This is a genomic window from Micromonospora sp. NPDC004336 (assembly GCF_053602615.1).
The window spans coordinates 1-19,313 of the sequence record NZ_JBSGDY010000123.1; the positions used below are offsets into that span (position 1 = coordinate 1).

19 protein-coding genes and 1 riboswitch are annotated in these 19,313 nt (G+C 73.3%); of the genes, 12 read left to right on the plus strand and 7 right to left on the minus strand.

Annotated elements, in window-relative coordinates; genetic code table 11:
* Positions 1-63 precede the first annotated feature (63 nt).
* Both ACWENR_RS22095 and ACWENR_RS22100 read right to left on the minus strand, forming a co-directional pair.
* Entirely contained in the window at positions 64-756 is a 693-nt protein-coding gene (locus tag ACWENR_RS22095) for a hypothetical protein (RefSeq protein ID WP_452278874.1), read from the minus strand.
* 71 nt (positions 757-827) lie between these two features.
* Entirely contained in the window at positions 828-1,289 is a 462-nt protein-coding gene (locus tag ACWENR_RS22100) for a peroxiredoxin (protein ID WP_452278875.1), read from the minus strand.
* A gap of 95 nt (positions 1,290-1,384) precedes the next feature.
* Here ACWENR_RS22100 and ACWENR_RS22105 point away from each other — a divergent pair, with 95 nt between their 5' ends.
* The 8 genes from ACWENR_RS22105 to ACWENR_RS22140 all read left to right on the plus strand — a co-directional run bounded on the left by ACWENR_RS22105 (position 1,385) and on the right by ACWENR_RS22140 (position 9,670).
* Positions 1,385-1,951 (plus strand): helix-turn-helix domain-containing protein, encoded by a 567-nt coding sequence (locus ACWENR_RS22105; RefSeq protein WP_452278876.1) that lies wholly within the window; start codon positions 1,385-1,387, stop codon positions 1,949-1,951.
* Positions 1,951-2,316, plus strand: coding sequence for a hypothetical protein (locus tag ACWENR_RS22110; protein ID WP_452278877.1), 366 nt, complete (start codon positions 1,951-1,953; stop codon positions 2,314-2,316). The genes ACWENR_RS22105 and ACWENR_RS22110 overlap by 1 nt, the downstream gene beginning before the upstream one ends.
* A complete protein-coding gene (locus ACWENR_RS22115) occupies positions 2,313-3,230 on the plus strand; it encodes an ABC transporter ATP-binding protein (protein ID WP_452278878.1) in 918 nt (305 codons plus the stop codon). Before ACWENR_RS22110 ends, ACWENR_RS22115 begins: the two co-directional genes overlap by 4 nt.
* On the plus strand, positions 3,227-4,024 hold the full coding sequence (locus ACWENR_RS22120) for an ABC transporter permease (protein ID WP_452278879.1): 798 nt from the start codon (positions 3,227-3,229) through the stop codon (positions 4,022-4,024). Before ACWENR_RS22115 ends, ACWENR_RS22120 begins: the two co-directional genes overlap by 4 nt.
* Positions 4,025-4,136: 112 nt before the next feature.
* Complete coding sequence (locus tag ACWENR_RS22125; protein ID WP_452278880.1) at positions 4,137-4,865, plus strand: SDR family oxidoreductase; 729 nt, start codon at positions 4,137-4,139, stop codon at positions 4,863-4,865.
* A gap of 152 nt (positions 4,866-5,017) precedes the next feature.
* The gene (locus tag ACWENR_RS22130) at positions 5,018-7,411 is read left to right on the plus strand and encodes an ATP-binding cassette domain-containing protein (protein WP_452278881.1); all 2,394 of its coding nucleotides are present in this window, start codon (positions 5,018-5,020) and stop codon (positions 7,409-7,411) included.
* A gap of 342 nt (positions 7,412-7,753) precedes the next feature.
* Positions 7,754-8,752, plus strand: a complete 999-nt coding sequence (locus tag ACWENR_RS22135; protein WP_452278882.1) for a DMT family transporter — start codon at positions 7,754-7,756, stop codon at positions 8,750-8,752.
* 156 nt (positions 8,753-8,908) lie between these two features.
* Entirely contained in the window at positions 8,909-9,670 is a 762-nt protein-coding gene (locus ACWENR_RS22140; RefSeq protein ID WP_452278883.1) for an HNH endonuclease, read from the plus strand.
* Positions 9,671-9,691: 21 nt separating this feature from the next.
* Here the strand turns inward: ACWENR_RS22140 and ACWENR_RS22145 are convergent, their stop codons facing one another.
* Positions 9,692-10,303 carry an AAA family ATPase gene (locus ACWENR_RS22145; RefSeq protein ID WP_452278884.1) on the minus strand — a complete coding sequence of 204 codons (612 nt, stop codon included), beginning with the start codon at positions 10,301-10,303 and terminating at the stop codon, positions 9,692-9,694.
* A gap of 58 nt (positions 10,304-10,361) precedes the next feature.
* Here ACWENR_RS22145 and ACWENR_RS22150 point away from each other — a divergent pair, with 58 nt between their 5' ends.
* Positions 10,362-11,372 (plus strand): tyrosine-type recombinase/integrase, encoded by a 1,011-nt coding sequence (locus tag ACWENR_RS22150; RefSeq protein ID WP_452278885.1) that lies wholly within the window; start codon positions 10,362-10,364, stop codon positions 11,370-11,372.
* Positions 11,369-12,382, plus strand: a complete 1,014-nt coding sequence (locus ACWENR_RS22155; protein WP_452278886.1) for a hypothetical protein — start codon at positions 11,369-11,371, stop codon at positions 12,380-12,382. Before ACWENR_RS22150 ends, ACWENR_RS22155 begins: the two co-directional genes overlap by 4 nt.
* Positions 12,383-12,462: 80 nt before the next feature.
* Here ACWENR_RS22155 and ACWENR_RS22160 read toward each other — a convergent pair whose 3' ends face one another.
* From ACWENR_RS22160 to ACWENR_RS22175, 4 genes are all read right to left on the minus strand, one after another.
* Complete coding sequence (locus tag ACWENR_RS22160; RefSeq protein ID WP_452278887.1) at positions 12,463-13,569, minus strand: epoxide hydrolase family protein; 1,107 nt, start codon at positions 13,567-13,569, stop codon at positions 12,463-12,465.
* A 265-nt stretch (positions 13,570-13,834) separates the two neighbouring features.
* Positions 13,835-15,550 (minus strand): hypothetical protein, encoded by a 1,716-nt coding sequence (locus ACWENR_RS22165; RefSeq protein ID WP_452278888.1) that lies wholly within the window; start codon positions 15,548-15,550, stop codon positions 13,835-13,837.
* Between the two features lie 127 nt (positions 15,551-15,677).
* Positions 15,678-16,544, minus strand: a complete 867-nt coding sequence (locus ACWENR_RS22170) for a bifunctional 5,10-methylenetetrahydrofolate dehydrogenase/5,10-methenyltetrahydrofolate cyclohydrolase (RefSeq protein ID WP_452278889.1) — start codon at positions 16,542-16,544, stop codon at positions 15,678-15,680.
* 15 nt (positions 16,545-16,559) lie between these two features.
* Positions 16,560-16,644, minus strand: a riboswitch (ZMP/ZTP riboswitch).
* Between the two features lie 16 nt (positions 16,645-16,660).
* Positions 16,661-17,440: an endonuclease/exonuclease/phosphatase family protein gene (locus ACWENR_RS22175; protein WP_452278890.1), complete on the minus strand. Its 780-nt coding sequence runs from the start codon at positions 17,438-17,440 to the stop codon at positions 16,661-16,663.
* A gap of 244 nt (positions 17,441-17,684) precedes the next feature.
* On the opposite strand from ACWENR_RS22175, the gene ACWENR_RS22180 reads away from it, so the two are divergent.
* Both ACWENR_RS22180 and ACWENR_RS22185 read left to right on the plus strand, forming a co-directional pair.
* Positions 17,685-18,461, plus strand: a complete 777-nt coding sequence (locus tag ACWENR_RS22180) for a sulfite exporter TauE/SafE family protein (RefSeq protein ID WP_452278891.1) — start codon at positions 17,685-17,687, stop codon at positions 18,459-18,461.
* Between the two features lie 100 nt (positions 18,462-18,561).
* Positions 18,562-19,313 (plus strand): GNAT family N-acetyltransferase (locus ACWENR_RS22185; RefSeq protein ID WP_452278892.1); only part of this gene is annotated, 752 nt, incomplete at its 3' end.

Genomic DNA, 19,313 nt, shown 5'->3' on the forward strand with positions numbered 1-19,313 from the left:
GCGGGGGGGGGGGGGGGGGGGGGGGGGGGGCCCCCCCCCCCCCCCCCCCCGGCCGTGCCCGCGTCAGTGCGCCTCGCGCAACTCCGCCAGGCGCGCCTCGATCTCCGCCAGCTCCGCGCGCAGCTTCTCCGCCTGCTGCTCGGCCTCGGCGCGCTCCGCGGCCATGATCTGCTCCACCGCCTCGTGCACCCCCGGCACGTCGACCAGCGCCACCATCCGCAGCGCCTCCGCCGGCTTGACCACGTACGGCTTCGCCAGGGCCTTGCTGCCCTGCTGCGCCGCGACCGTCCACTCGCCGTCGGCGTACGCCAGCGTGACGGTCAACCCCGCCGGGCCCTTCGGCTTGGCGGCCTTGACCGGACGCCGGGCCGGCTTCGCCTCCACCGTCTCCACCTTCGACTCCTCCCGTGGCTGCCGTGGCGCCGGCACCCGCTCCCGGTCCAACACGAACTCCGGCTCCGCCGGCGCCGGCGCGGCCGGCTCGGGCTCCGGCTGCGGCTCCGGCGCCTTGCGGCCCGCGCCGCGCGGCGCCACCGCCACGTCGGCGGGGGAGAAGGGCAGCTCGTCGCGGCCGAACCGGACCACCACGAACTCGTCCGAGACCGCCGGGTCCGTCAGCTCCACCACCTGCCCCACCTGCCCGGCGATCTGACCCGCCGACGCGGTGAACACCACCTTCGGCTTGCGCCCCGCCGCCAACGCCTCCCGGAAGCTGCGCACGTCCTCGTCGGACAATCCCTGGCCAGCGGCACCCATCAGCAACCTCTTCCCTCGTACACCTGTTCAGACGCCTGCCTTGATACCAGCCGACCCCGACAGGCGGACGGTCAACCCCCCAGCGCCCGCAGCGCCGCGTCGGCGTGGGCGTTCATGTCCAGCTCACTGTGGACCACCTCGACCACCCGCCGGTCCGTACCGATCACGAACGTCATCCGCCGCGTGCTCAACGCGCCCAGCGGCAGCCGCCGCCGCACCCCGAAGCGGCCCGCCACCACCCCGTCCGGGTCCGACAGCAACGGATAGTCGAACCCGTGCAGCCGCGAGAACTCCGCCTGCCTGGCCACCGGATCCCGGCTGATCCCCACCCGGGTCGCGCCCACCGCCGCGAACTCCGCCGCCAGATCCCGGAAATGGCAGCTCTGCGCGGTGCACCCCCTCGTCATCGCCGCCGGATAGAAGAACAGCACCACCGGACCGGCGGCCAGGAACTCCGACAGCCGCCGCGGCGTGCCCGTCTCGTCGGGCAGTTCGAAGTCCTCCACCACGTCCCCGACACCCACACCCGCCACCGCGCACCTCCGCCGTCGTCGCCAGTTGCGCCGAAGCGTAGGCGATCCCGCGCCCTGACTGCGTTATCGTTATCGAGAATGATAACGTCTGGGTCGTGGACACCCCGCCTCACCGCTGGTCCGACCTGGCCCTGCACCCGGTACGCATCCGGATCCTGCGCGCCATCGCCGGCGCCCACCGCACCACCCGCGACCTCGCCGCCGCACTGCCCGACGTCCCCCAGGCCACCCTCTACCGACACCTGAGCACCCTCGTCCGGGCCGGCCTGGTCGAGATCGCCGAGGAACGCCCCGCCGGCGGCGCCACCGAACGGATCTACGCCCTGCCCGGCGGGGGGTCCTCACCCGACCCCGCCACCCTCGCCGCCGCCACCCGCGACGACCACGCCCGCTGGTTCACCGCCTTCGTGTCGAGCCTGCTGTCCGAATTCACCCGCTACCTCGACCGCGACCACATCGACTACGCCGCCGACGGCGTCGGCTACCAGCAACTCGTCCTGCACCTCAGCGACGCCGAACTGGCCCGACTCGCCCAGGACCTCAACGCGCTCCTGCTCCCGCTCGTCCGGCACGAACCCACCGCCGACCGGACCCCCCGGCTGCTCGCCACCATCCTGCTGCCGACCGACCCACCCCACACCGACACGGAAGGACCCACCTGATGGCCTCCACCACCCTCGACTCCGGCCACCTCCACATCGCCTTCACCGCCGGCGAACGCATGTGGATCCGGCGACAGCACCTCACCGTGCCCCTGACCGCGGTACGCGGCGTCACCGTCGTCGCCGAGCCACTACGCCTGGCCCGCGGCGCCCGCAGCGGCCTCGCCGTCTCCGGCTTCGTCAAGATCGGCACCTGGGGCGTCTTCGGCGGGCCACGACAACTCGTGTCCGCCCGCGCCGGCCAACCCGGCCTGCACCTCACCGTCGACCGCACCGCCACCGGCTACGACGAGATCCTGCTCTCCGACCCCGCCGCCACCACGGTCGCCGACGCGATCCACCACGCCACCCGGAGCCGACGGTGACCCGCGAACACCTTCCCGTCGAGGTGTCCCACCTGACCAAACGCTTCGGCACCGTCACCGCCGTACGCGACCTCAGCTTCACCGTCGAACCCGGCGTCGTCACCGGCTTCCTCGGCCCCAACGGCGCCGGCAAGACCACCACCCTGCGCGCGCTCACCGGCCTGGTGAAACCCACCGCCGGCACCGCGACCATCGGCGGCCTGGCCTACCGCGACCTGCCCCAACCATCCCGAACCGTCGGCGCCGTCCTCGACACCGTCGCCTTCCACCCCGGTCACACCGCCCGCGACCACCTGCGCGTCTACGCCGCGATGGGTGACCACCCGGACCACCGTGTCGACGAACTGCTCGACCGGCTCGGCCTCGCCCCGGCCGCCGACCTGCGCACCCGCACCTTCTCCACCGGCATGCGACAGCGACTCAACCTCGCCACCGCCCTGCTCGGCGACCCCCGGGTGCTGCTGCTCGACGAACCCAGCAACGGTCTCGACCCGGCAGGCATGTCCTGGCTGCGGCAACTCCTGCGCGATCTCGCCGCAGACGGACGCACGGTCCTCGTCTCCAGCCACGCACTCAGCGAACTGGAGACCCTCGCCGAGAACGTCGTCGTCATCCGCCACGGTGAACTCGTCGCCGCCGGGCCCTGGGCACAACTCACCGGGCCCCCCACCGTCGTGGTACGCACCCCCGACGCCGACGCGCTACTCACCGCCCTCACCGGCGCACACGTCGAACGCGACGGCCCCGACCGCCTGCGCGTACACGGACTCGACACCCCCACCGTCGCCGACATCGCCGCACGGCATCGACTGCGGGTGCACGAACTCACCACCGGACACGCCGGCCTCGAACAACTCTTCCTCCGCCTCACCACCGACCAGGCGACCACCACAGAACAGGCGCACACCCCGTGACCCCCCTGATCACCGCCGAGTCCCGAAGACTGCTGGCGACCCGCACACCGGCCGCGCTCCTGATCACCGCCGTGCTGCTCGGCGGCGGCCTGACCGCCGCCACGGCACTCGTCGGCCCGCAGAACTTCACCCCACCCATGCCCGGCCTGCACACCGACACCGGCGTCCGCGGACTGCTGGGCATCCTCGGCATCACCGCCTTCGTTCCCGCCGCGATCGGCACCGCCGCCGTCACCTCCGAATACCGGCACCACACCGCCGCCGTCACCTTCCTGTCCGCACCTCGCCGAGGGCGCGTACTCGCCGCCAAACTCGTCGTCTACGGCGCCGCCGCGCTGGCCTACGGCCTGGTGCTCGCCGGCACGTCCGCCGCCGCGCTCTTCGCCGTCACCGCCGCACAGGGTGTGCCGCTCGGCCTGCCCGCCGGCACCGTGCTGGCGCTGCTGGCCCGCATCGGCGTCGCCATGGCCGCCTACCTGCTCCTCGGCGTCGGCATGGGCGCGCTCATCCGTAACCAGGTCGTCGCCCTGTGCGTCGTGGTCGGCTACCTCTACCTCGGCGAGACGCTGCTCATGATGATCCCCGGCGTGAACCAGCTCTATCCCGTCCTGCCCGGCGGCGCGACCGCGGCCCTGACCGGCTTCACCTACCTGACCGACGCCATGGCACAGGAACTCGGCACCGCACCCGCCCGGCTCCTCCCGCCGGCCGCCGCGGCACTGCTGCTCATGGCGTACACGCTTCTCGCCTCCACGGTCGCCGTCCTCGTACCGATGCGGCGCGACGTGACCTGAGCGACCACGCGCCCCGCCACCACCCGAGCCCTCATGTGACCACCGTCTCCACGCTCGCCGACGCGCCGCCACGGTAGCGTCGGCCCGGCAACCACGGCAGGGGAGTAGAACATTGAAGCAGGTCACCGTCATCACCGGCGGCAGCCGCGGCATCGGCGCCGCCACCGCCCGCCGCCTCGCCGCCGCCGGCCACCACGTCGCGTTCAGCTACCGCCGCGACCGCAACGCCGCCACCGCCGTGCTCGCCGACATCGAAGCCGCCGGCGTACGCGGCCTCGCCGTCCCCGCCGACACCCGCGACCCCGCACAGGTGGCCGCCCTCTTCGACGCCGCCGCCGACCTCGGCCCCCTCACCGGCCTGGTCAACAACGCCGGCGTCACCAGCCCCATCGGCCCGTTCGTCGACCTCGACCCGACCGACCTGCGCGACGTCGTCGACGTCAACCTCATCGGCTACGTCCTCTGCGCCCAACAGGCCGCCCGCCGGATGGGCGACGGCGCCGCCATCGTCAACGTCTCCTCCGCCGCCGCCACCCTCGGCAGCCCCGGCGAATACGTCCACTACGCCGCCGTCAAAGCCGCCACCGACACCCTCACCACCGGCCTGGCCAAGGAACTCGCCCCCCGCGGCATCCGCGTCAACGCCGTCGCCCCCGGCATCATCCGCACCGACATCCACACCCTCTCCGGCCAACCCGACCGAGCCGACCGCGCCGCCGCCCGCATCCCGCTCGGCCGCGCCGGCGAGCCCGACGAGGTCGCCGGGGCCATCGCCTGGCTGCTCGGCCCCGACGCCACCTACACCACCGGCACCGTCCTACGCGTCGCCGGCGGCCTCTGACACACCCCGCCACCGCGCCCGCACCCGGCGGACAGACAACACCGCGACCGCGCCGACGAAGGACCTGACCCACCGCCGACAACTGGTTAGATCGAGCCGGAGACGCCGCCGAAGACCGCCGCGGGCGGCCCCGCGAGACAGATGGAGACACGATGAGCACGGGCACCAGAACGGACACGCAGCCGCCCACGCCACGCATCGCCGACAGCCACGACCTGATCCGCGTGCACGGCGCCCGCGAGAACAACCTCAAGGACGTCAGCATCGAGATCCCGAAGCGCCGGCTGACCGTCTTCACCGGCGTCTCCGGCTCGGGCAAGAGCTCGCTGGTGTTCGGCACCATCGCGGCGGAGTCACAGCGGCTGATCAACGAGACCTACAGCGCCTTCGTGCAGGGCTTCATGCCGACACTGGCCCGGCCCGAGGTCGACCGGCTCGAGGGGCTGACCACCGCCATCATCGTCGACCAGGAACGAATGGGCTCCAACCCGCGCTCCACCGTCGGCACCGCCACCGACGCCAACGCCATGCTGCGCATCCTGTTCAGCCGCCTCGCGCAGCCGCAGATCGGCCCGCCCAACGCGTACTCCTTCAACGTCCCCTCGGTCAAGGCCAGCGGCGCGATCACCGTCGAACGCGGCGCCGGCAAGACCAAGACCGAGAAGGCGACCTTCACCCGCCTGGGCGGCATGTGCCCGCGCTGCGAGGGCATGGGCTCGATCAACGACATCGACGTCACCCAGCTGTACGACGAGAAGAAGTCCCTCAACGAGGGCGCCATCACCGTCCCCGGCTACAGCATGGACGGCTGGTACGGCCGCATCTTCCGCGAGGGCGGCATGTTCGACCCCGACAAGCCCATCCACAAGTACACCAAGAAGGAGATGCACGACCTGCTCCACAAGGAGCCCACCAAGATCAAGGTCGAGGGCATCAACCTCACGTACGCCGGACTGATCCCACAGATCCAGAAGGCGTACCTGGCCAAGGACGTCGACTCGCTCCAACCGCACATCCGCGCCTTCGTCGAGCGGGCCGTGACGTTCACGACCTGCCCCGAATGCCACGGCACCCGGCTCAGCAAGGAAGCCCAGTCCTCCAAGATCAACGGAAAGAACATCGCCGACCTCTGCGCGATGCAGATCACCGACCTGGCCGACTGGATCCGCGACCTCGACGAACCATCCGTCGCCCCACTGCTCACGGGCCTGCAACACCTCCTCGACTCCTTCACCGAGATCGGGCTCGGATACCTCTCCCTCGACCGACCCGCCGGCACCCTGTCCGGGGGAGAGGCCCAACGCACCAAGATGATCCGACACCTCGGCTCGTCCCTGACCGACGTCACCTACGTCTTCGACGAACCCACCATCGGCCTGCACCCCCACGACATCCAGCGGATGAACGACCTGCTGCTGCAGTTGCGCGACAAGGGCAACACGGTGCTCGTCGTGGAACACAAGCCCGAGACCATCGCCATCGCCGACCACATCGTCGACCTCGGCCCCCGCGCCGGCACCGCCGGCGGCGAGGTCGTCTTCGAAGGCACCATCGACGGGCTACGGGCCAGCGACACGCTCACCGGGCGCCACCTGGACGACCGAGCCACCCTCAAGAAGTCCGTACGTCCGTCCTCCACCGCCCTGCAGATCCGCGGCGCGTCGACACACAACCTCCAGAACGTGGACGTCGACATCCCCCTCGGAGTGCTCTGCGTGCTCACCGGCGTTGCCGGCTCCGGCAAGAGCTCACTGATCCACGGCTCCGTCACCGGCCGCGACGGCGTCGTCGTCATCGACCAGAGCGCCATCCGCGGCTCCCGCCGCAGCAACCCGGCCACCTACACCGGCCTGCTCGACCCCATCCGCAAGGCGTTCGCCAAGGCCAACGGCGTGAAGCCGGCACTGTTCAGCTCCAACTCCGAGGGCGCCTGCCCCACCTGCAACGGCGCCGGCGTCATCTACACCGACCTGGGCGTCATGGCCACCGTCGAGTCCACCTGCGAGGACTGCGAGGGCAAGCGCTTCCAGGCGGCGGTGCTCGAATACACCCTCGGCGGCCGCAACATCGCCGAGGTCCTCGCCATGTCGGTCACCGAGGCCGAGGAGTTCTTCTCCGACGGCGACGCCCGCACCCCGGCCGCCCACAAGATCCTCGACCGCCTCGCCGACGTCGGGCTCGGCTACCTCAGCCTCGGCCAGCCACTCACCACCCTCTCCGGCGGCGAACGGCAACGGCTCAAGCTCGCCGCCCAGATGGCGGACAAGGGCGACATCTACGTCCTCGACGAGCCCACCACCGGCCTGCACCTCGCCGACGTCGAACAACTGCTCGCCCTGCTCGACCGCCTCGTCGACTCCGGCAAGTCGGTCATCGTCATCGAACACCACCAGGCCGTCATGGCCCACGCCGACTGGATCATCGACCTCGGCCCCGGAGCCGGCCACGACGGCGGCCGGATCGTCTTCACCGGCACCCCCGCCGACCTCGTCGCCACCCGCTCCACCCTCACCGGCGAGCACCTCGCGACCTACGTCGGCGCCTGACCGCGCACAGGGGAGCGGCACCACCGCACGGCTGCCCCCGGCGAGCCTCAGGGCCCGCCGGGGGCAACCGCACCCAGCCGACATCCCGAGCCCACGCACCCGGCCACCGGCGGACACACCACCCTCCGCGCCCCTGCCGAACGAGGTCGACACCCGCCGGCCCGCCCACCCGCCAACGGCAGCGCTGCGCTCGAGTACCGTGAGCCCGTGCAACTGTTCCTGACGCCTCCACCGCCCGCCGAATAGGCGGGCATCACACGCAGCCATCCCGGCCCCGCCCGGATGGCTGCGCGGGTTGCCCACGGAAGACAACGTGTCGGCAACCATTCGAGGAGATCCCAGTTGCAGTCCTCTTCCACCCTGCCCGACGGGCAGGGCGTCCTCTACGTCGCGATCGCGGCCACCGCGTGGGGCACCGGCGGCGCCGTGGCCGCCGCACTCTACGACGTCGGCGAAATCGGCCCCGTCTCCGTCTCCTTCTGGCGGTTCCTCACCGGCCTCGGGCTGCTCCTGGCCGCCCACCTGGTCCGGCGGCACCGTCGCACGACGACAGCCGCCCCGCTTCGCGCCACCATCGCGGCGAACCCGCACCGGGTACTCGTCACCGGCATCGGCCTGGCCGTGTACCAGACGGCCTACTTCGCCTCCGTGCAACAGGCGGGACTCACCGTCGCCACCGTCGTGACCCTGGGCTCCGGCCCGGTCCTGGTCGCCGCCGGCGCCCGGCTCACGCTGGGGGAGCGGACCGGCCCCGCCGGGACCACCGCGCTGGCGGGCGGCGTCGTCGGCCTGGTGCTGCTCTCGGCGGGAACGGACGCCGGCATCGGACCGGCGCCCGCACTCGGCATCGGGTACGCACTGCTCTCCGCCGCCGGCTACGCGGGCGTGACACTGTTGGGAAGGTCCTCCGGCCGAGGCGACGCCAACGGCGCGTACGAGTCCACCCTCGCCGGTTTCGCGGTGGGCACGGTGTGCCTCCTGCCGATGGCGCTGCTGGAGGGCCTGCTGCCGAACCTCGACCGGGCATCCTGGACCCTGGGCGCGATCCTCTACCTCGGCGCGGTACCGACCGCGCTGGCGTACACCCTGTTCTTCGCCGGCCTCGCCGCAGTACGCGCGACCACGGCTTCCGTGGTCGCGCTGGTCGAACCGCTCACCGCAGCGGTCATCGGCGTCCTGGCCTTCGGCGAGCGCCCCAACGCGAGCGTCGTCGCCGGCACGGCCGTCCTGCTCGCCAGCGTGATCCTGCTGGCGGCCGGTGAGAGGGGAGACCCGCGGCCGACATCGGTCGCGGGCCAGCGTCGGCGCGAGGCTCGTCCGACGGCGTCCGTCGAGGACTGACGCGCACAGCAGCCCGTGGCCGGCGGTGTGCCCTTGCACCCACCGCCGGCCACGAAGCCGCCACGCCGATCCGTTGCGCCGACCCTCGCGGACCGCAAGACGATGGAGGTTGTCAGATCCCGCTGGCACGATCATGTCCTCCACGGAAGGACATGAGTGAGGCTCTGCGAGATCGAAGGCTGCGACGGCAAGTTCGTCGCTCGCGGCTGGTGCCGGAAGCACTACATGCAGTGGAAGCGCACCGGAGACCCACTGGGCACGGCGCGGAAGCCGAAGCGGAAGTGCGGCGAGGGCGGCTGCGAGCGCGAGCACTATGCCAGGCAGCTCTGCCACAAGCACTACCAGCTCGCCAAGAAGTGGGGCGACAACTGGCGGGAGCTGGCCCGGCCGACCCCGCAACCACGGGCCGAGGCGTGCCTCATCGACGAGTGCCCGGATCCTGTCCTGGCGGTCGGATACTGCGGTTCCCACTACCAGCGACTGCGGAAGTACGGCGACCCGCTGGGGTTCAGGCACCGCCCGTGGACGGCGCGTCTGAGCGGAGCCGCTTGCCCCTGGTGCGGCGGGCCGGTCGACCGATCGGCCGGCAAGCACAAGGTCTTCTGTAGCTCCCGGTGCGCCGATGCGAGCTGGACCGCCGGGCCGAACGGCATCAGGCACAACACGCGCCGCCGCAGCGCGCTGGCCCGGGAGGAGGCCGACCTCATCACCGAGCGGGACCTGGCGCGACTCCTGGCGCGCCAGGTCGGCCGCTGCGCGTACTGCCGCCTCGCCACGCCGACCAGCATCGACCACATCGTGCCGCTCAAGCTGGGCGGACGTCACAGCATCGGCAACCTCGCGTGGGCCTGCGGGTCGTGCAACTCCAGCAAGAGCGACCGACTGCTGTACGCCTGGCGAGTCTCCCACCTGCGGTAACTCCAGGTTCGATAATGTACATTATGTCAAGTAGTCGGGATCCGCCCCTCCCTCGCACCGGTCGGGCGGAAGGTTGGCGAACCGGCGCAGGCGCGCCTCCACCAGCGCCACCCGCACCGCCACCGGGCCGGGTGGCACCACGACGAGTTCGTGGCCGTGCGCCCGGTAGACCTCCTCGTGAACGCGCGCGAACGCCAGCGACTCGGCGTAGCCGATCCGGCGGGCGGCGGTGCGCGTCACGAAGCCCAGCGGCTCGACGAGGAACACCGGGCGCTGGTAGACGCCCTCCCTGAGCGCCCGCGCGACCTCGCCGGCGAGCACCGGCCCCACCGGACGACCCAGGAAGCGCGCGAGCGCCAGGGTGCACAGTGGCCCCCGGTCGTGGACCTGCACGGGCGCGTCGCAACCGGTCATGTCGCGCGGCTCGGCCGCCCGTTGGCGTTCGCCCTGCAGGCGGGCCACCGCGTCGGCGAAGTCCGGCCCTCGCCAAGGCTCGGTGTCGCCGTGCGTCTGCCCCGCCGCGATCACGTCGGTGGCCGCCTCCGCGACGACGCTCCATCCGCGCCGGCGCAGCGCGTCGGCCAGGGTGGTCTTTCCCGCTCCGGGCGCGCCGGTCAGCACGTAGCGTCGCACGCTCTCCCCTCTCTCCCGTCGTTGCCAACGAACACGAAATTCATGCATAATAGTGCTTATGCATGACAAAAAGGACGAATCGGTAATGCGGCTGATCGAGGAGTTCCTGACCGCCCGCGCCACCCGCAAGCCCTCCCCGCACACCCTCGCGGCCTACCGGCGGGATCTGCGTACGGTGGCCACGCTGGCGGCGCAGGAGGTCACCCCTCCCCTCCCCCTCGACGGCCTGCCCGTCGCCGCCCTCACTCCCCGGGTCATGCGGGCGGCGTTCGCCCGGTTCGCCGCTCCCCGCGCGGCCGCCTCCGTGCACCGGGCCTGGTCCACCTGGAACACTTTCTTCTCCTTCCTGGTCGCCGACGGGGCGGTCGCCGGCAACCCGATGCCGGCGGTCGGGCGGCCCCGGGCGCCGCTCCCCCAGCCCAAGCCGCTGCGCGGGGCGGACACCCCGGAGCAGCTGCTCGCCTCGGTGGCCCGCCAGGAGGGCCGGCAACGCGACCCGTGGCCGGAGCGGGACCTGGCGGTGCTGGCGTTGGCGCTGTGCGCGGGTCTGCGGCTGTCGGAGCTGCTGGCGTTGCGGGTGGGCTCGGTGGCGGGTCGCCCGGGCGAGCGGCGGATCGACGTGGCCGGCAAGGGCGGGCGCCCCCGGGTGGTGCCGATCGAGCCGGAGCTGGACGGGGTGCTCACGGCCTACCTGGACAGTCGGGCGCGCCGGTTCGGGTCGCGGACGGTGCGGCCGGACGCGCCGCTGCTGGTGGACCGGCGGGGTGAGCCGCTGCGTCGGGGTGGGCTGCAGTATCTGGTGGAGTCGTGTTACCGGCGGGCCGGCATCACCGACCGGGTGCCGCGGGGGGCGCGGCTGCACGCGTTGCGGCACACGTTCGCGACGCGGTTGGCGGAGGACGGGGCGAGCGCGGCGGAGATCATGCGGTTGCTGGGGCACGCGTCGCTGGCGTCGTCGCAGACGTACATCGAGGTGACGGCCGGGCAGCAGCGGGAGGCGGTGCGGTCCAACCGTACCAATCGGGCGTTGGCGGCGTTGGCGGTGTCCGGTTCGGGGGTGCGGTCGTGAGGGCGGGTGCGGCGCGTGCGGTGGCGGCGGCGTGGGTGCGGCAGTACGCGGCGGACGTGCCGGGGGTGGAGGGTGCGCTGTTGAGCGGGTCGGTGCTGGGCATGGCGGCGGATGCGGTGCTGCCGCCGTGGTCGGACGTGGACGTGCTGGTGGTGCGGTCGGAGCCGGCGGAGAAGCTGGGCAAGTTCCGGTGGGGCGGGGTGCTGCTGGAGGTCAGCTTCGTGACGTGGGAGGAGTTGGGCTCGGCGGAGGAGGTGTTGGGGTCGTGGGTGTTGGCGGGGTGCCTGCGGGGTGACGGGGTGTTGGCGGATCCGACGGGCCGGTTGGCGCGGTTGGGGGCGGAGGTGTCGGCGGGGTTCGCCGATCCGGTGTGGGTGCGGCGTCGGTTGGCGGGGTTGCGGGCGCGGATCGAGGCGGGGTTGCGGGGGCTTCCGGTGTCGGGTCCGTTGCACGATCAGGTGACGGCGTGGTTGTTCCCGACGTCGTTGACGGCGGTGTTGCCGCTGGTGGCGGGGCTGGTGGAGCCGACGGTGCGGCGGCGGTACGTGGTGGCGCGGGAGGTGTTGGCGGCGTACGGGATGGCGGACCGTTATGGGGCGGTGCTGGGGTTGTTGGACGGCGGTGGGGTGTCGGCGGGGCGGGTGGCGGAGCATCTGGCGGGGTTGGCGCGGACGTTCGACGTGGCGGCGGGGGTGGCGCGGACGCGGTTCGCCTTCAGTGCGGACATCACGGCGGTGGCGCGGCCGGTGGTGGTGGACGGTAGTGCCGCGTTGGTGGCGTCGGGGTGGCATCGGGAGGCGATGTTCTGGATCGTGGCGACGTATGCGCGGTGTCACGCGGTGCTGACGGTGGACGCGCCGGGGCGGGGTGTGGAGTTGGCGCCGTCGTTCGAGGCGGCGGTGGCGGATCTGGGGGTGTTGTCGGTGGCGGCGCGGCGGCGGCGGGCGGACGAGGTGTTGGCGTTTCTGCCGGGGTGGTGTGCGGCGGTGGAGCGGATGGTGGTGCGGTGAGGGTGGGTTGTCGTGGTGGTGGGTGGCTGGCGGGCCGCGAACGCTTCGGGGTGCCGGGCGTTCGCGGCCCGTGTCGTCTGTTAGCGGGTGGTGGTCGGCTGGTGGTGCTCGGTGTGGGTGCGGAAGAAGGTCCGGATGTCCTCGGCGAGCAGGTCGGGCACCTCCATCGCGGCGAAGTGGCCGCCGTGTGCGAATTCGGACCAGTGTCTGATGTCGTAGAGCCGCTCGGCCAGTGGTCGTACCGGCTGGGTGATGTCGTGTGCGAACACCGCGACGCCGACGGGCGTCGTGCAGGGTTGGGTTCGGCGGGGGGCCTCGCGGTGCAGTCGGGCGGCGGAGGCGGCGGTGGCGGTGAGCCAGTACAGGGAGATGTCGGTGAGGATGCGGTCGTCGCTGATCTGGGAGCGTGGGTCGGTCCAGTGGGCGAAGCGTTCGGCGATCCAGGCCAGTTGGCCGACCGGTGAGTCGGTGAGCGCGTAGCCGATGGTCTGTGGGGTGGTGGCCTGGAGGGTCTGGTAGGGCGGGCGGTTCGCCATCAGGTGGCGGATCTTGTCGAGGCGGGCTTCGTCTGTTGGGGACAGTGGGATGTCGGCGTCCGGGTCGGGTCGGGTGGGCAGGTAGTTGACGTGTACTCCGACGACGTTTTGGGGTGCGATCGCGCCGAGGGCGAGGGAGATGCCGGAGCCGAAGTCGCCGCCCTGTGCGCCGTAGTGCTCGTAGCCGAGGCGGCGCATCAGTTCGGCCCAGGCGTGTGCGATTCGGACGGTGTCCCAGCCGCGTTCGTGGGTGGGGCCGGAGAAGCCGTAGCCGGGGATGGAGGGGATGACGAGGTGGAAGTCGCGTGAGAGGGGTTCGATGACGTCGAGGAACTCCAGGAACGAGCCGGGCCAGCCGTGGGTGAGGACGAGGGCGAGTGCTTCCGGGTTGGCGGATCGGACGTGGACGAAGTGGATGTTCTGGCCGTCGATCTCGGTGGTGAAGTGTGGGAGTTCGTTGAGTGTGGCTTCGTGTGTGCGCCAGTCGTAGGTGGTGCGCCAGTGTTCGGCGAGTTCCTTGAGTCGGGTGAGTGGGAAGCCGTAGTCCCAGCCGGCGTCGGTGACCTCGTTGGGCCAGCGGGTGCGGGAGAGTCGGTCGGTGAGGTCGTCGAGGTCGGCTTGGGGGATGTCGATGCGGAACGGCTTGATCATGGTGAGGGCTCCCGGGGTTTGCGTGACACCGGATTGTTGGTGCGACCAACGTTATCACGATCGTTGGTTTAGCCAACGGAATGTCGTGCTCTTCAGGGGCAGCGCGACCCGGCGCGTCGACGAACGCGGGCTGTCGCGGTAGGAGGGCCCTGCCGGCGGCCCGTCGCCTCCTACCGTCGCGCGGCGCGCGTGGCCGGTACCCTCCCCCGCCCGCGTCCGGCCGCACCGCGCCCACCGGTGGTCGCGGTGCGGACCGGGACGATCCTCACCCCACGTGGGGCGCCGCGCCGGCCGGTAGGTCGTTGCGCAGGCCGCACGCGTCGGCCACGGCGCGGGCGTCGGCCAGGTCGCCCCGCCGGGCCAGGACCGTGGCGATCCCCCGGCCGGCCGTCCGGGCGGATGCCGCGTCGGCCGCGACGTCCAGCAGCGCGAGAAGCGCGCCGAGGTCACCGGTGGCGGCCGCGGCGGCGGCGAGCCAGCCGGCCCAGTCGCCGGCGTGTTCCGGGGGGAACCGGTCGAGCAGCCGCGCGGTGGCGGCGCGGCCGGCCGGACCGAGCCGTACGGCGACGGCGGTGCTCACCGGGGGCCCGTACGACGCCCGCGCCGCCAGCGTGCCGACGACCTCCGCGAACAGGTCGGGGTCCCGGTCGGCCAGGTCGGCCTCCGCGGCCGCCTCGAACAGTGGCCACGCCCTGAAGAACAGCCGCCGGCCGTGCTGCGCCGTGCGCACCGCGTCGCGCAGGAACGACGTCGCCTCGTCGACGCGGCCGACGGCGGCCAGCCCGGCCGCGAGCCCGGCGTCGACGAGCGCCCGGTCCCCGGGCTGTAGCCGCGCCCGTAGCCCGGCCGCGCGGGCGTCGATGATCTCCGTGCGCAGCGCCGGGTCGGCGAGCACGAACACCCGGTGGAGCACCGGTGCGACGCACGGGGCGAGTTCCTGCGGGATGACGTGCGGGCTCTCCAGCACGTCGAGCACGGCCCGCAGGCGCTGCCCGGTGGCCTCGTCCGGCCGCTGGTCGAGCCACCGCGTGAGCTCGGACGCGAGCGGAGCCGGCCCGAACCCGGACGTGCGGCAGTCGCGCATGCGGGACAGCTCGGCCAGGGCGTCGTCGACCCGGCCGCAGGCGAGCAGCACCCGGGCGAAGCGGTGCCGGTAGGCCACCTGCCGGTCGCGGTCGCGGCCGCCCTTCGGGCAGGCGCGGAACGCGGCCACCACGGCCCGTGCGTCGCGCGCCCCGGTCACCGCCCGCGCCGCGGCGACCAGCGCCTCCTGCCGGTCGTGCGGGTGTAGTCGTGCCGCGAGTTCCAGGGCCTCTCCAGCGCGGCCGGCCTGCGCGAGGGCGCGTACCAGCGGCACCGACTCGGCCTCGGGCATGCCGTCGTCCAACGGGCCGCAGCGCCGGTCGATCTCGGCCAGCCCCAGGGGTGCCAGCAGGCTGGCGGCGCCGGCGAGGCGGGGGCGGTCGGCGTCGCCGAGGATCCGTGCCCAGTGCACCAACCGGTCCGTGTCGTCGCGGTGGGCGTCGGACAGCACCGCGAGGACTGCGGCGATGCGGCGTGTCCGGTTGCGGTGGGGGACGCTGCCGGGCCGGTCCTCGTACGGGTGGGTCACGAGGACCGCCCGCAGCAGCGCGTCCTCGGCCTCGGCGCAGCCGGCCGCGACGCGGGCGAACTCGCCGGCGGCCGGCGGGGTCTGGGACGAGTCGTAGGAGCGTGCGTTGACGCGGCCGGCGTCGATGGCCGCGGTCACCACGGCTCGCGCGGGCGTGCCGGTGAGCCGGTGGGCCGCTGCCAGCAGCGTGTCCGGTGTGGTCTCGCCGGCGCGCAACGCGGCCACCAGCTGGTCGGTGGCGGCCGGTTCCGTGTCGTCGGCCAGCGCGTGCGCCCATGCCGCCCGCTCGGCGGGCGGCATGGGCGGGACGTCGTCGGCGGCGAATCGGGCGAGGGTCTGGCGGACGCGCGCCACCACGGTTGCGCTCATTGCGGGCATCGTAGGGAGGGCCTCCGACAACGTCCGCGACGCGGGCCGCCGCCTCCTGTCGTGGCCGGCCCGGTCGGGCCCGACGAGGCCGACCGGGGCGCGGTGTGTGGGTGGTCGGGGTGCGGGGTCAGGCGTGGCCGGTGGCGCGTCGGGCGGCGTCGAGGGCGTTGCGGAAGAGCATGGCGACGGTGGTGGGGCCCACTCCCCCGACGCGCGGGGTGATGGCGCCGGCGACGTCGGCGCAGGACTCGTCGACGTCGGGCAGCAGGCGTCGGCCTTCGTAGCGCACGCCGCCGCCGACGACGACCGCGCCGGGGCGGACGTGTTCGGGCCGGATGATGCCGGGTACGCCGGCGGCGGCGATGAGGATGTCGGCGCGGCGGGTGTGGGTGGCCCAGTCGGGTACGCCGGTGTGCACGACGGTGACGGCGGCGTTGGCGGTGGGGCGCTTCTGGGTGAGCAGCAGGGCCAGGGGGCGGCCGAGGGTGGCGCCGCGGCCGAGGATGACGACGTCGCGGCCGGCGACGGGGACGTCGTGGAAGGCGAGGAGCGCTTCGATGCCGGCGGGGGTGCAGGGCAGCGGCCCGGGCAGGCCGAGGGCGAGCCGGCCCATGTTGAGCGGGTGCATGCCGTCGACGTCGAGGTCGGGGTCCATGGTCTGCAGGGCCCGGTCGTAGTCGAGGTGGCCGGGGATGGGGTGCTGGATGAGCAGGCCGTGCACGTCGGGTGCGGTGTTGAACTCGGCGATGACGCGGTGCAGGTCGGCCTGGGTGGCGGTGGCGGGCAGGTGGACGTGGGGTGAGTCGAAGCCGAGTTCGGCGGCCTGGCGCTGCTTGATGCGGATGTAGCCGGCGCTGGCGTCGTCGTCGCCGACGAGGATGGTGGCGAGGCTGGGGGTGGTCCCGGCGGCGCGCAGGGCGGTGACGCCGGCGGCGACGTCGGTGAGGATGCGTTCGGCCACGGGGGCGCCGGGCAGGAGTCGGGCGGTGGGCATGGTGCTCCTGTCGTCAGCGCAGGCCCAGGCGGTCGACCTGCGCTGGTGGAGCTCCCCGATGGTTGTCGCCATCCCCTGGCCGCCAGTCGCGTCGGGTTCAGCTTGCCACAGGACGCTCAGCCGAGGTCGACCAGGAGGGGCCGGTGGTCGGAGATGGTGGACAGGGGTGTGCGTACGGCGGTGACGGGCGGGAGGCGGTCGAGGCCGTGGCGGTCGGCGAGGACGTGGTCGAGCTGGACGCGGGGCTGCCCGGCGGGGTAGGTGGGGCGGCGGCCGAGGGGGCGCCAGCCGGTGAGGAGGCGGGCGGGGCCGGCGGGGAGGTTCAGGTCGCCGAGGAGGACGCGGGGCGCGGGCAGGGCGCGCAGGGCGCGGACGGTCTGGCGGAGTTGGTGGGCGTTCCAGCCGGGGACGAAGGAGAGGTGGGTGGCGGCGACGGTGAGCTGCCCGTGGGGGGTGTCGAGGACGGCGGCGAGCACGACGCGGGGTTCGTCGTGCAGGAGGGTGAGGCCGCCGCCGGGCCCGGGGACGTAGACGGGTGAGCGTACGGGGGCGGGACGCAGCCGGGTGACCTGCCAGGTGCGGACGCGGTAGCGGGTGACGAGGCCGATGCCGTAGCAGGGTTCGCCGTGCCCGTCGTCGTCGTGGCGCAGGGGGCGGAACTGTTCGCCGGGGGTGCCGACGACGGCGGCGGCGAAGCGGTGTTCGCCGGCGCCGAGGGCGCGGGCGGCGATGGCGGTCAGGTCGAGTCTGCCGCTGCGGCTCTGGTCGCGGTCGACCTCCTGCAGGGCGAGGACGTCGGCGTCGAGGGCGGTGACGGCGGCGGTGAGCCGGTCGGGGTCGACGAGGCCGTCGGTGAGGGACCGGCCGTGCAGCAGGTTGAAGGTGGCCAGGCGCACGCTTTGCACCCTACGTCGCCGTGGGAGGGTTGCCGGGTGTGGAAGGCGTTGTGGTGTTCGATGGTGCTCTTCGTGGCGGTGGGCGCGGCGGGGGTGTGGCTGCGTCGCCGGCGGGGCCGGTGAGCCGGGTCGGTCGGGTGGGTCCGGGAGCGGCGCGTGCGGCCGGGCCGGTGGGGCGGGGCGCTGGTGAGGCTGGCCACACGTGGTCTCGCGGGGCGGCCGGCGGTGGGAAGAATTGCCGGCCGTGGACCCCCTTTCGCTGACCACCCTGCTCGCCGCTGCCGCCGTGGCGGGGTGGATCGATGCCGTGGTGGGAGGTGGCGGCCTGTTGCTGCTGCCGGCGTTGCTGGTGGCGGCGCCGGGGATGCCGGTGGCGTCGGCGTTGGGCACGAACAAGCTGGCGGCCATCGCGGGCACGACGACGGCGGCGGTGACGTACGCGCGACGTACGAAGATCGACTGGGCGGTGGCGGGCCCGTCGGCGGGGCTGGCGGTGTGCTGCGCCGGGCTGGGGGCGGCGCTGGCGGGGTCGGTGCCGGCGTCGGCGTACCGGCCGGTGGTGCTGGCGGTGCTGGTGTCGGTGGTGGTGTTCGTGGTGCTGCGCCCGCAGCTCGGGGTGGTGGCGCAGCCGCAGCGGCGGACCCGGCGGCGGATGGCGGCGGTGGTCGCGGTCGCCGGCGTGGGCATCGCGCTGTACGACGGGCTCATCGGGCCGGGTACGGGGACGTTCCTGGTGCTGGCGTTCACCGCGCTGGTGGGTGCGGACTTCGTGCACGGCTCGGCGATGGCGAAGATGGTGAACGCGGGCACGAACCTGGGGGCGCTGGTGGTGTTCGCGGCGACGGGGCACGTGTGGTGGCTGCTGGGTGCGGCGATGGCGGTGTGCAACATCGCCGGGGCCGTGCTCGGGGCGCGGATGGCGCTGCGGCGCGGCTCCGGCTTCGTGCGGATCGTGCTGTTGGTGGTGGTGTTGGCGCTGGTCGGCAAGCTCGGCTACGACCAGTGGGTGGCGTCGACCTGACCGCCGCGCCGGCCGGGCCGACTGCTTCGGCGTCGCGGCGCCGGCCGGGCCGACGTGCACCCGGGCGTCGCCGCGACGGCCGGTGTGTGATCATCGGCGGATGCCGGTGCGCGCCGAACACGACCGAGCCGTCCTCGCCGGGCTGCTGGGGCGCGACCCGGTGCTGCACGCCTACCAGCTGGGCGATCTGGACGACTTCTTCTGGCCGTACACCACCTGGTTCCGGCGCGGGCAGGAGGTGGCGCTGCTGTACCACGGCGCGGACCCGCCGACGCTGCTGGCGTTCGCGGCGCCGCCGCGGGTGACGGAGCTGGCGGAGCTGCTGCGTGAGCTGGCGCCGGTGCTGCCGGCGCGGCTGTGGGCGCACCTGTCCCCCGGGTGCGAGCCGGCGCTGGCCTCGGCGTTCCGGATGCGGCCGGCCGGCCCGCACCTGAAGATGGCGCTGACGCAACCGGCCCGGCTGGCGGCGACCGAGCCGGCGGGCGCGGTGTTGGGCGCGGCCGACCTGCCGGCGCTGCGCCGGCTGTACGCGCAGGCGTACCCGGGCAACTGGTTCGACCCGCGGATGTTGGACACCGGCCAGTACGTGGGCGTCCGCGAGGGCGACGAGGTGGTGGCCGTCGCCGGCGTGCACGTGTTCTCCCCGGCCTACCGGGTGGCGGCGCTGGGCAACGTGACGACCCATCCCCGGGCGCGCGGGCGGGGCCTGGGCGCGGCGGTGGTGGCGGCGCTGTGCGGGCGGCTGCTGGAGAGCGTCACGCACGTGACGCTGAACGTGAAGGCGGACAACGGGCCGGCGGTGCGGCTCTACGAGCGGCTGGGCTTCACCCGCGTCGCCGACTACGGCGAGTA